Raw genomic sequence first — 12,827 nt, 5'->3', positions numbered from 1 at the left:
TATAATCAAAATTGGATGAGGCCAATAGGCAAATGGATTAGACGATTTATGGTTAGGAAAGGAATGAAGGATGTATGAAGATTTCCATTGACAAAGGCAGTTCCGTTCCTGTATATCTGCAAATCAGAAATCAAATCAAGGATCAGGTGCTCTCGGGTCTCCTGCCTCCCGGGTTTCGTCTTCCCCCGGAGCGTAAACTGGCAGAGATGCTGGGCATTAATCGCAGTACGGTGTTAAATGCGTACAGGGAATTAAAAGCAGATGCCTTGATCGATTCCCATATTGGGCAGGGGACAGTGGTGCTTTCCCCCAAACCCCCCGAGCCCTTTTCATTTTCTTCCCCGGCTGCCTTGCCCTGGCATCAGTTATTCAGCGGTTATGTTGCTTCGATCAAAGAGCCTCTGCTCCGGGACTTAATGGAGATCGTCGGCCGGGAAAATGTGATTTCTTTTGCGGCGGGTATGGCAGCCCCGGAGTTGTTTCCTTTGGAGATTTTTCAGAAAATCTATCGCCGGGTGACCCAAAGCTATGGTCCCGCGGCTTTTCTGCATACGCCCACTGAGGGTTGCTATTTTTTTAGAGAATCCATCAGCACATTTATGGGTGCCCGGGGGGTATCCCTATCTCCGGAAGAGATCCTGATTCTTTCCGGATCTCAGCAGGGGCTGGACCTGTTGGTCCGGGCCTTTCTCGACCCCGGAGATGCGGTAATCGTGGAAGAGCCCTCCTTTTTCTCTGCTATTCAGGCCTTTCAGGCTGCGGGAGCCAGAGTAAGGGAAATCCCTGTGGATCAAAACGGCATGCAGGTGGAATTGTTGGAGCCTATGCTCATCAAATACAAGCCTAAGTTTATCTATACGCTGCCCACCTTTCAAAACCCATCAGGTGCTGTGATGAGTTTGCAAAGGAGAGGCCGGCTTTTGGAGCTGGCCTATAAATACCAGGTCCCTGTTCTGGAAGATGATCCTTACGGAGAACTTCGGTATGAAGACCAGGGGTTGCCTTCTCTGAAGGCCCTGGATACCCGGGGTTATGTCATCTATCTCAGCACGTTCTCCAAAATGCTTTTTCCCGGGCTGCGGGTAGGGTGGCTGGCAGCCCCTCCTCCGGTGGTGCATAAACTTGCCCTGATCAAACAAATGGTAGACCTGCATCCGAACAGTTTGGCCCAATACTTGATTGATGCGTTTTTAAAGGAAGGATTGCTGGACCGGCACCTGGACCAAGTGCGCCGGGAGTATGCTTTGCGCCGCAATGTGATGCTGGAAGAATTAACAAGGTGGGCGCCGCCTGAAACCTATTGGAATGAACCGAAAGGGGGATATTATTTGTGGTGCCGGCTGCCGGAGAACACAGTGCTATCCAAATTGTTGACAAAATGTGCGGACCGGGGTGTGGCTTTTGTGCCGGGAGACGTTTTTTTCACCGGATCACCCCCGGGAAATTATATCCGGCTTAATTTCACTTTTTCCAAACCGGAAAAAATCAGAGCCGGGGTGAAACAATTCATATCCGCCCTGAACGAAACTTTGCAGGAAAACAAAACAAAAAGAAAGGGAATCAAGAACCAGATGAAACCTATTGTCTAGCAGACGGATCCGGGAAAGGAGAGACGTAATGAAAAAAGGACCTGAATTCATAAAAGGATTTGTAGACACTCTACCGGTTGGCATCAGTGTGGCCCTGTATGGGGTCGTTTATGGCGTATTAAGTCAGAAAACCGGGCTTTCCGCATGGACAGTGGCGGCCATGTCCCTTTTGGTTTTCGCCGGAGCCTCCCAGATAGCAGCTGTGCAAATGATTGCCCAGGGATGCAACCCAATCTCCGTGATATTTACCGTTTTTATTATTAATCTTCGGCACTATCTCATGGCAGCTTCCGTGTCCCCGTATTTAAAGGGAATTTCCCACCGCATCAAACTGTTGAATGCTTTCTTTTTGACGGATGAAAGTTATGCCGTATCTTATACCTATTTTCAGAATAATCCTCCTTCCCCCTGGTACTTCTTGGGGAGCGGTTTCAATATTTATCTGTTTTGGGGCGGGGCAGGTTTGGCCGGCTACTTCGGGGGAAATATCATTCCCCTCCAATGGAGTTATGCTTTTGATTTCGCCTTTGTGGCAGCTTTTATCGGCATGCTGGTGCCCATGGTGAAAGATTTTCCCGTCGTGGTTACGGTGATCGTAGCGTCATTTTTGTCTGTCCTGGGTTGTCTTTTCATCCCGGGCAAATGGTATATCCTCATTGCCGCTTTAGGAGCCAGCATAGCCGGATACCTGGCCGAGACATTCCGAGAGAAAAGGCTAAGTTCTACCTGCCGGGAGGTGGCAAAAAGTGGTTCATGAAATAGTCCTGATTATCGCCGGCGCAGCCTTGGCAACCTATGCTACCAGGTTTCCTCTGATGCTTCTGGCCGGAAAAAAGGATTTACCAAAAAAACTGGTCAGATTCATGGGGTACATTGCCCCGGCCGTATTGACCGCCCTCATTGTGCCTTTAATTTTTATCGATCAGGGGGAACTCCATTTTTCCCTGGCCAACAGAACTATCATTGCTTCCATTATCACCGTATTAACAGCCTACTTTAGCAAGAGCATGCTTGCTTCTGTGGTCGCCGGGATGGGCGCTGTGATATTGATTACATATTTGGGGCCCTTTTTTTAAGAGTACCTTATGTTAATAACTTTTGAAAATGTCACTCTAAAAGTAGTTCAATTATCGTTACAAAATGTCACCTCTAGCAGACAAGCCTCTCTCCTCTAGTCTGTGATATGGCTGTAAAAAGCGGTAAGGTGGAGTTGATCGAAATCAGGCTGGCCAAGGGGATGGGGGGAAAGTTTTGTTTTGTTGGCCAGAGAGATCGGTGCTGTAAAATCTGCTGTGAAAGCCAGAGTTGAAGTGATTAACCGACAAAGGAGTATTAGTGTCCCAGGTGGTAATTTCCGGCCTTGATAAAAGTGTGTTGAACTAGTTGTTGTGATAGGAGAATAATTACCATGATTCCATATAATTACAATCATTATAATAATTTACAATAACCAACGACTAAACCCCCAAAAAGCGCGACCTCGCGCTTTATTTCTTTATAGCTCAAAAACTAAACTAAGTGTTAACTGAGGATTAAATTAATACTATCCGAAACACCGGAAGTCAGAGGACTTGCTAAACAAGATAATAATCAAAAGTGTCAATAACTGAATCCTAAGTCTGGATGTAAAAATAATAAAAAATTTAAGTAAAATAGAAGGAAAAATTTTACATATATCGAATAAAGAATTTAATTAGCTCTTTTAAAAGGTAAAAATACTTATTATGACCAAAGATGGAGGCAGCATTAATGAATGGTGCTTTTTTGTTTTTATGCAAAGCTGTTATGAAATAGAGATTGTTATATCTCCTGGGGAGGTGAGGATGATGAAAGCAGGGTAATGCAAAAAGAGTTTGGACAGAAGATATGACCAACAAAAGTGAATGCAGTATAAAAAACCCTATATTAACCTGAGAAGAGGTGACCAGAGGCTGCGAAATGGCTGTGCCAGAAAGAGAGGTATGGTCGGTTAAACATGAAAAAACTGCTGTGTACTTTAGCTGCTTTATGCCTTAGCTTTATTATCAATTTCTTTAAGCTAAAAAATATAGTTGGAGGAGGAAACACAATGTTAAGAAAAATGTTTTTACTAGTGGTTTTAGTGTTCTTCACTCTGCTGAGCATCCCGGCTGGCGCAAAAGACGCAGAAAAAGCCGATTTTATCGATAACAGGCTTTCCCTTGAGGATCAAATCAAAATGGAAAACGTCATGAAAAACCTGGCTAAGGAAGACAGGGAAAATGTCCTTTTTATTGATCTAGATGGTTCTATTCTGGCTAATCGTTTGGAATTAATCGAAGAGTTCAAAAAAAGAAATTCTGACCTGCTTGGGAAAGACGGCAAATTGATAAGATGGTTCACGACCCAAACCGATACGCCTGAAAAGGAAATATCGTCAGCAACAACGGGGGAAATATCAATGGATGATGCAGATGCTCCGGCAGTCATAACATCAGCGCCATCATGGGGATGGAACCACCCGGCTAATGAATTACCCAATATTAAAAGCGGTCCCTATCGTAGAATTAGCTCTACAACAGGTTTTTCCTGTCTTACGGCCCAAATTTATTTACCGGATAAATATTCTGGTGAAGCATTTGTAAACACAGACAACGCTAAAGGTGATACATTACATATTTATTCAGGCGCTAACACGAGTGCGGGTAAGGTGGATGCAGGGTTACTTTTGAATTATACTTCCGAAACGTGGGGAATGTTTATTAACCCCAACCCAGATGATAATCCTAATGTTGGTTGGGCACAACCTAAAGACCTGGGAAACTTTAAAATGGGGACAACGGTAGATTTTAAATATTACACGCCTTGTGATAACCAGTTTGCTTTAGCCGTCTCCGGTGTCGATAAATATGGGAATCCTTCCAACCATACCGCGGTTGTGAACGTTCCGGAATCGTACGAATTTAGGTCTGACGGAGTAGGAATGCAAGTGAAAAGAGTAACGTCTATTGCTCAAACCTTCGATCATCAGGATTTAACTACAGGCTCTTTTTTGCGTAACGCGAAATGGGCAAATGTAAAAATTGGTACATCTTTAGGCTCTGTAGTACTGATGACGAATAATACCACTTCATCGGCCGATAGCGGTGGATTTAAGGGTGAGAATGTGCTGGTTAATTACACAGACCCGGCAAATGAAAAAGTCTGGATCAAATGTGGAGTAATACCCTATTCGGACTATGGGGACGTCAATGGAGACTGTCAAGTTTCTCCGGTCGATTCAACATACGTTTTACTATATGAGTCAGGGCAAACACCTCTTGAGGACTGGCAAAAGCTGCTTGGAGATGTAAATGGTGACAGCGAAATAACCTCCGCTGATGCTACTTTAATTATGCAATATTGGGCCGGAACAATTGATGTATTCCCGGTTCAAACATCCTCGAAACAAGGAATGGGAGATCCTAAGCAGACGACAGTTTTCGGTAGTATTGTTGCCGGGCAAGTAACAGGAAAGGCGGGAGATTTGGTGCAGTTGCCTATTACCGGAGAGAATATTTCCGGGTTAGCCGGTGGTATGTTTAAATTGGTGTATGACCCCTCCATAGCCATTCCTCAGAGCGTAGAATTTGGACCTTTGTTGGAGGGATTTTTAACAGCGGCCAATTTAGATCATTGTGCAGAAGGTAACATTATATTAGTCTTTGCTAGTGGCACAGGTATTAGCGGTACCGGAGAATTGGCCCGAATTACCTTTGAACTTGTAGCAGAAGGTGAAACAGATTTAGCATTAACTGAAGTCAGGGTAAATGGTGTAGAAGGGTATGATACTACAATTTCCGGTGAAAACGGTAAGATTATCACAGAGCCGAAATAAGCTACTGAGTAACATCTTTTAAGAGTCAGAAACATTGTTTTTCTTGCAAGGAGGTTTTGCTCATGAATAAACACTGTTTGGCTGCGCTGGCTGTTATAATCCTACTAACAGTGCTTTTGCCGGCAGGGGCACTGGCGGACCAGCCGGTTAAAGTGCTTTTGGATGGTGAAAGTATGAACTTTGACGTGCCCCCTGTGTTGGAGCAAGGCCGCGTGTTGGTCCCCCTTCGGCCTATGGTTGAGGCTTTGGGAAAAGAAGCCGCTTGGGATCCATTAAAAAGAATGGTAACAATTATCGATACAAACAATACGGTAAAATTGTTTGTCGACAGCCCAATTGTCTACAAGGGTGACCGGGAAGTAAAACTGGACATGCCGGTAACGATAAAAAACGGAAGAACCTTGGCACCAATTCGATTTATTTCTGAAGTGCTAGAAGCAAGGGTAGAATGGCAAAAAGAACCTAAGTTGGTTTCCATCTATCGGGAGCACAACTATTTGAAAAGCGCATTAAATGATTGCGAATACTGGCTGAATACTAAAAGCGGGGATCTGTACCTTTTGAAAAATACCGCGATGCTCCAAAAAATCGGGCAATTGCAGCTTAGTATTATAGGCATGGGATATATGTCTGCCGAACAGACCCCAAAAGGAAATGTACTCCTGACTGTAACTGACAATTTTGGAGAACCCGGCTATAACAACATAGTTTACGCCGTTTACCTGAGCGACAACAAAATTGCTCAAAGAACAATGGTCCATTACTATATCTGGTTTAAGCAAAACATAAAATTTTACCGGGAATATGTTGTGATGACGGATGGCAAAAAGGCCTATTTAGTCAATGATGATACAAACGAGATCGAAAAAACTTTTGATCTGGTGGCATTGGGTGGTCAAGACGATGATTATTTTATAGAATGGATGGAAGAAGATTATGTCTTAATCAGACCTAACCAGACAGGGATTTTGATGTTAATCAATCTAAAAACAAAAGAAAAGGTTTTGTTGTATAAAGAACTTTTAAGTGAACTAGAACAAAAGGATGTGGAAACAAATGAAGTTCCTTACTATGGTGATGGTGATCATCTCAAGTTCATAGAGGCAAAAAATAATGTACTCTACTTTAAAAATAATTCCAATTTGCAGAGAGATGATAAAATATATCAATATCCATTAACCAATACTTCCCAACAGTAAGTGCAGAGTGAAGGAAAGTGTCAGAGGGACGGGTTGCTGCTTTAGACTATGATTAAGCTAAAGCTGTACCTCGTCCCCTTGTTTTTCACAGCCCTGAAAAGGTATGAACAGCTTCTTGTATGCGGGATAGAACAAATTTTCAAACCTAATCAAAGAATTTTAGTATAAAAAAATAAAAACAATAATTAGTTAAAACAAAAAGTTTCTCTTCCTTTCGTGTTTATTAGAGACAACCAGGAATTGATTCCGGTCCGACCTTTAATGGCCCCGCTAAAAATTAGCATTGATATAGAGAAAACGAAAGACTTACGGATGGGGTCTGTTCAAAAGTACAGCCTTTCTTTAGGCGGTCAAAAAGTGGAGCTTTCAAAGGGAGAATATACCCTTTACCAATGGAAATTATTTGTTATTCCTGAAGTGCTGAAGAAACTAGATTTACCCCAATTTACCATAAAACCAGTCAAAGATTAAGAGGAGAAAAGATAATAATCCATGGTTGATTAATGAAGTGTATGGTAAAACTGTGTTGCCCCTGGGAACGGTAAAATAGGTTCTCCAAAGCTCAATTCGGGAAAATTTTTTGTTGAAAGGCAGATCGCTTTGATCTGCTTTTTTTGTGATAATAAAGATAAATCATGCTGCTTAAGATTATTTTATGTACTTACTTACTGATGTCCACTGTTACCCTAAGCCTTCTGGGAGCAAAAAGGCAAAGCAAGCTCCTAAGGTCTTTGATATTATTTAGGCAGGGGCTTGCCAAACGCTTAATAGGGCGATACTATGACAGGAGAATCAGTCTTAAGGAGGCGCGTTATGCAGGTCTCGGAAGGAAGGATAGGGAGAATTTTTATTTTGCGTTTGGAGGATGATGAGGTTATCCCTACCTGTATTGAACAACTTGCTCAGCAAAAAGGAATAAAATTCGGATGGGTGACGGTAATTGGCTGCCTGGAGAAGGGGGATGTGGCGATGGGTCCTAAGGATGGCGGGGAAAGGCCTCCTCAGCCGATGATGATCCCCATGGACGGGGTTCATGAAATGCTTGCGGCCGGTTTGATCGCACCTAATTCTGAAGGCAGGCCTATTCTTCATATACATGGGGCCATGGGCAGGGCGGGACATACCCTAGCCGGTTGTTTGCGGGAAGGGAGCTCTGTTTGGTGTTATGCGGAAGCTGTCATCTATGAGATTAATGGAACCAGTGGCGAAAGGATTTTGGATCAAGAGTCGGGATTTGTGATGCTGGATTTAAATCAGAATGACAATAATCATGCGAAGTGAAAGGAGTACGAGCAGTTTTAGTATTTAAAGAAAGGGGTGCTCCGTAATGAATGGAAGACGTCAATACCAGGATGCTTTTGATGACTCATTAAAAAAATTCCGCAATAAAAAGCCTCATGTGATGGCAGATTTGTCCTCTTCCAGGTGGGAAACGCCTTTCCTGAAGCTTAATTATCTAAACATTCCCCTTGCTGTCAACTGGGATACGGGAGAAATGATACCGGATGATTTATGGTTTGAAGAAAAGGTGATTATTTTACAATATCTAGCGGAAAGCTGTGGCATCGCCCATCTGCCCGCCAGGTGGCTTTCTTTTTTGGAACTTCCGGAAGGACAGCATCACTATCACCCATTTATGAAAGAAGCAATTGAGCCCTTAGCACAGAAATTCGGCGCAAATTTGGACCTATTTCGGAAAGCGGCAGAGAAGCTGGGGGGTGTTCCTGTTCAAGGAGGGGATGCGGCTTTTGAAATGGGCGTCTTTCCCAAAATTTCTTTGATGTTGATGCTGTGGGAAAAGGATGAGGGGTTTCCTGCCCGGGCTAATATCCTATTTGACGGTAACGTCAGTTGTCATTTGCCTACAGCAACTTTGTACATGCTGGGCATTTGTGTCTCCCGGCGACTGTTGATTTCGTAAATCAGGTTTGTGAAAATTTTCTTAAAATTGTTATGGAATTATTTTTTTTATTTTAATTTTATGTGAATTATAGTATGCTATATGTGGCTTAAAGTGCAATCTAGGGAGGGGCAATAAATGTTTAAGTTTTCTGCGAAGGAAGATAAGTTCTATGATTTATTTATTTTGTTTGCCGAAAATATTCATAAGTCTTCGGAAATGTTAAAGGATTTTGTGTATGATCTGGATCATGCGGAAGAGAAATTAAAAGCGATTAAAGATACGGAAGTGAAATGCGACCATACTTTACATGAGATTTTTACAGAACTGAATAAAACTTTTCTCACGCCCATTGACCGGGAGGATATCTATACCATTGGGAAGCAGATGGATGATATTGCCGACTATATCGAGGCGACGGCCAGTAGATTTGTCATGTTTAATGTGCATAAGGCCACTCCGGAGGCAAAAACCCTGAGCGATTTGGTCTTGAAAGGTACGGAGCAGGTGATTGAATTAATGCAGGCTTTTAAGGTAGTGAAGAAGGGCCATAAACTGCTCCCGGTGATTGTGGAAATAAACAGGTTGGAAGAAGAGGTGGACGCTATCTACCGGAAAGCGATCCGGAAGCTGTTCAGTGATACGGCCATACCGATACTTGATGTGATTAAGTGGCGGGAAATCTATGAACACCTGGAAAATATTTTGGATGCCTGTGAAGATGTGGCAAATACCGTTGAAGGGGTCGTAATGAAGCATGCTTGATGCAACTTTGTGGATTACCATCGTTGTGGTAGGTTTAGCACTTACCTTTGATTTTATTAACGGTTTTCATGATACGGCAAACTCCATCGCTACTTCGGTGTCTACCCGGGTCCTTTCACCGGCGGCAGCCATCATGATGGCCGCCTCTTTAAACTTTCTTGGCGCTTTTATCAGTGTAAAAGTAGCAAAAACGGTGGGGGCGGATATTGTAAACCCCGGCAGTATTCCTCAAACCGTGGTGATCGCCACATTATTGGGAGCCATCACTTGGAATCTGATCACCTGGTACTTCGGATTGCCCAGCAGTAGTTCTCATGCCCTGATCGGGGGACTACTGGGTTCCGCCATTGCCTTTAAAGGGTCCCTTTCCATTGTCCATTGGAGTAATTTTTTTGACAAGGTCTTGTTGTGGTTAATTTTATCACCCTGTATCGGATTTGCCGCCGGATTTATTTTGATGACTCTTTTAAACAGAATCTTAAGATCCGTTCGCCCGGTTACTGTGACGAAAGTTTTTTCCAAGGCCCAAATTTTCTCAGCCGCCTTAATGGCTTTAAACCATGGGGGGAATGATGCCCAAAAGTCTATGGGGATTATCACCATGGCTTTGCTAAGTGGAGGGTTAATTCCCCAGTTTGAGGTGCCCCTTTGGGTCAAAGTGGCATGTGCCCTGGTGATGGCGGCAGGTACTTCTGTGGGCGGCTGGAAGATCATTAAGACCATGGGAATGAATATGGCCCGCCTGGCTCCGGTAAACGGGTTTGCTGCCGAAACAGGTGCTGCCGCAGTGATCTTTACCGCTACGATGTTCCATTCTCCCGTAAGCACAACCCATATCATATCCAGCTCAATTATGGGAGTCGGGGCGGCGAAAAGGTTGTCCTGCGTCCGTTGGGTGGTGGCGAAAAATATTGTCTGGGCATGGGTTCTCACCATTCCTATTACGGCAACCATCTCCGGAATTATTTCTTATTTAATTAAGCTCATTTTTTAATCAGCCGCGACCTCTGGGTCGCATTTTTTGCGCTTATAGGACTTTGCCAACCCTGGATTCCCTTCCGGGAGTAGCTCGATCCCGCGGGACTCCGGTCATAGACAGTTGATTTTAGATAAATATTGGCATAAAATGAGAAAGTAATATTCCATAATTAGGGACATGGTGTGTCCCCTGACCTTATAACCTTAAAAGGAGAACGGACTGATGAAAACGGTGATTATCGGGGATTCATGCAGCGATCTTCCGGCCAATTATATTCATCAACATGAAATTCCCATTGTTCATTATTTGTATCTTTTTCAGGGAAAGGAATATTTTGATGATTTCGGTACCGGGATGTCTTATCAAAGCTTTTATAACGGGTTGCGCGCCGGAGAAATGCCCACCACGTCTCAGGTGAACATACATACCTTTACGGAGATCTTTACAAAATATGTACAGCAAGGTGCCGACCTGGTTTTTCTCTCTTTTTCATCTGCTTTAAGCAGCACCTTTACCAATGCTGTGGCGGCGAGAAAGATGGTCTTGGAGCAGTATCCGGAAAGGGAGATCACTGTGATCGATACAAAAAGCGCCTCCCTGGGCGAAGGCTTAATTCTTCATTATGCGCTGGAAATGCTGCACCAGGGTGCCTCTAAAGAAGAGATTGTGGATTGGGTAGAAAACAACAAGCTGAGAATGAATCACTGGTTCACCGTGGAGGACCTGGAGCATTTGAGAAGAGGGGGCAGGGTTTCCGGGGCGGCAGCTTTTGTGGGCACGGTGCTCAATATTAAACCCATCTTGCATGTGGATGATGCAGGAAGGCTGATTCCGGTGATGAAAGTACGGGGACGGAAAAAGTCCATCAAAACCCTGGCTGACATGGCGGCAGAAAGAATTGTCGATCCGGAAAACCAAATTATCGGCATCAGCCATGGGGATTGTCCGGAGGATGCCTTTTCCTTGCAGGAAGCGATTCAGGAAAGAATACCTGTGAAGGGTTTCCTGATCAATCATGTGGGACCGGTGATCGGCGCCCATTCCGGGCCGGGAACTTTAGCGGTGTTTTTTCTGGGGACGCAGCGCTAGATGGATGGAAAACTGCCTTAGGGGCAGTTTTTTTGTGAAAATAATCAAAAAAAAGCGTGAAGAGGAAAAAACAAAAGAAATAATCGGTTTAGTTCCGGGAAAATGAATAAAATACCCTCATACAATGGAAGATAAAGTAATATGGCCCTTCAATTGGTAGTCATCGGATGTTTATCCCATTATAATGTAACTAATAGATTGACATCCGGCCTATTTGTAAGGAGAGTACTATGATCTGGGCCGAAAGGAGGTTGTGGTATGGAAAAATTTTTTTTACATAACATATTGGGAAAAATGACGGGTAAGGCCTTTTCCGTTCAATACTGGGATGGTACGGTAGAGAATTATGGTACGGGAAAGCCCCGGTTTAAGATTATTTTTTATCAACCAATCCCCAAAAGTAAGCTTTTAAAGGATATTTCCCTGGCCTTGGGAGAAGCTTATATGGACGGGATCATTGATTTTGAGGGGGACATTCAGGAGATCATCGAGACGGCTTATCAGGGCGGGGATCTGCTCATGTCCAAAAAATCCTTTAAAGGAATAAAAAACCTCTTTTCCCGGGAGAAGTCATCTACCTCCATCACGCAGCAGAAAAAGGACATTCAGCACCACTATGACCTGGGCAATGATTTTTATGAATTGTGGCTGGATGAGACATTGAGCTATTCCTGCGCTTACTTTAAGTCTGCCCAGGATTCCCTTTACCAGGCCCAGCTTCAAAAAATTGATCATACGCTGAAAAAACTTCAGCTGAAGCCGGGAGAGACCCTTCTGGACATTGGCAGCGGGTGGGGCTGGCTGATTATTCGGGCCGCCCAGCAGTATAGGGTGCAATCCTTTGGCATCACCTTGAGCGAAGAACAATACAAGAAGACGAAGGAACGGATTGAGGAACTGGGGCTTACCGGACAGGTGGGGGTTGAAGTGGCCGACTATCGCACCTTAGGAGAAAGAGGGAAAAAATTTGACAAGGTGGTCAGTGTGGGGATGGTAGAACATGTGGGTTATGCTAATTTGCCAAAATACTATGAAGCAGTAAGCAAACTATTAACGCCCGGCGGGTTATCCCTTTTACACTGTATTACCGGACAAATTGAGGGACCCTGCAATAAGTGGATTCAAAAGTATATCTTTCCGGGGGGCTATATTCCTTCCATCCGGCAATTAATTTCCCTGCTTCCCGATTATGACTATCATTTGATCGACGTGGAAAGCTTGCGGCTCCATTATGCCCAAACATTGGATCATTGGGCAAGGAATTTTGAAAAAAATGTCGATACGGTCAGGAACAAATACGGGGACCGTTTCGTGAAAATGTGGCGGCTCTATTTGAATTCCTGTGCGGCTTCCTTTCGGAGCAGCGGGCTGGATATTCACCAAATCCTTTTTTCTAAAGGGTTAAATAATAGCTTGGCCTTAACGCGGGATTATTTATATCACTAAAACATTCTGGATGAACCGGGGGCGC

Annotated in this window: 11 protein-coding genes; all 11 read left to right on the top strand. The window is 43.9% G+C overall.

Annotated features, from left to right (window positions below):
- Positions 1–74: 74 nt before the first annotated feature.
- The 11 genes from pdxR (at position 75) to DCMF_RS13885 (ending at position 12,802) form a co-directional block, all read left to right on the top strand.
- Positions 75–1,589, top strand: coding sequence for a MocR-like pyridoxine biosynthesis transcription factor PdxR (gene pdxR / locus DCMF_RS13940; RefSeq protein WP_148134981.1), 1,515 nt, complete (start codon positions 75–77; stop codon positions 1,587–1,589).
- A 28-nt stretch (positions 1,590–1,617) separates the two neighbouring features.
- Positions 1,618–2,346, top strand: a complete 729-nt coding sequence (locus tag DCMF_RS13935; protein WP_148134980.1) for an AzlC family ABC transporter permease — start codon at positions 1,618–1,620, stop codon at positions 2,344–2,346.
- Entirely contained in the window at positions 2,336–2,665 is a 330-nt protein-coding gene (locus DCMF_RS13930; RefSeq protein ID WP_148134979.1) for an AzlD domain-containing protein, read from the top strand. Before DCMF_RS13935 ends, DCMF_RS13930 begins: the two co-directional genes overlap by 11 nt.
- A gap of 992 nt (positions 2,666–3,657) precedes the next feature.
- A complete protein-coding gene (locus DCMF_RS13925; protein ID WP_214659340.1) occupies positions 3,658–5,424 on the top strand; it encodes a dockerin type I domain-containing protein in 1,767 nt (588 codons plus the stop codon).
- A 62-nt stretch (positions 5,425–5,486) separates the two neighbouring features.
- A complete protein-coding gene (locus DCMF_RS13920; protein WP_148134977.1) occupies positions 5,487–6,623 on the top strand; it encodes a stalk domain-containing protein in 1,137 nt (378 codons plus the stop codon).
- A gap of 813 nt (positions 6,624–7,436) precedes the next feature.
- Positions 7,437–7,904 (top strand): PPC domain-containing DNA-binding protein, encoded by a 468-nt coding sequence (locus DCMF_RS13910; protein ID WP_214659339.1) that lies wholly within the window; start codon positions 7,437–7,439, stop codon positions 7,902–7,904.
- A gap of 46 nt (positions 7,905–7,950) precedes the next feature.
- Positions 7,951–8,544 carry a DUF3786 domain-containing protein gene (locus DCMF_RS13905; RefSeq protein WP_148134974.1) on the top strand — a complete coding sequence of 198 codons (594 nt, stop codon included), beginning with the start codon at positions 7,951–7,953 and terminating at the stop codon, positions 8,542–8,544.
- Between the two features lie 117 nt (positions 8,545–8,661).
- Entirely contained in the window at positions 8,662–9,288 is a 627-nt protein-coding gene (locus DCMF_RS13900) for a DUF47 domain-containing protein (protein ID WP_148134973.1), read from the top strand.
- Positions 9,281–10,282 (top strand): inorganic phosphate transporter, encoded by a 1,002-nt coding sequence (locus tag DCMF_RS13895; RefSeq protein WP_148134972.1) that lies wholly within the window; start codon positions 9,281–9,283, stop codon positions 10,280–10,282. The genes DCMF_RS13900 and DCMF_RS13895 overlap by 8 nt, the downstream gene beginning before the upstream one ends.
- A gap of 207 nt (positions 10,283–10,489) precedes the next feature.
- On the top strand, positions 10,490–11,356 hold the full coding sequence (locus DCMF_RS13890) for a DegV family protein (RefSeq protein WP_148134971.1): 867 nt from the start codon (positions 10,490–10,492) through the stop codon (positions 11,354–11,356).
- Between the two features lie 258 nt (positions 11,357–11,614).
- Positions 11,615–12,802, top strand: coding sequence for an SAM-dependent methyltransferase (locus tag DCMF_RS13885; protein WP_148134970.1), 1,188 nt, complete (start codon positions 11,615–11,617; stop codon positions 12,800–12,802).
- Positions 12,803–12,827: the final 25 nt, after the last annotated feature.

Source organism: Candidatus Formimonas warabiya (assembly GCF_002777255.1).
In the GTDB taxonomy this organism is placed as follows: Bacteria; Bacillota; Dehalobacteriia; order Dehalobacteriales; family Dehalobacteriaceae; genus Formimonas; species Formimonas warabiya.
Note: the sequence above shows the minus strand (reverse complement) of the source record. Positions and strands in the feature narration are given on the sequence as shown.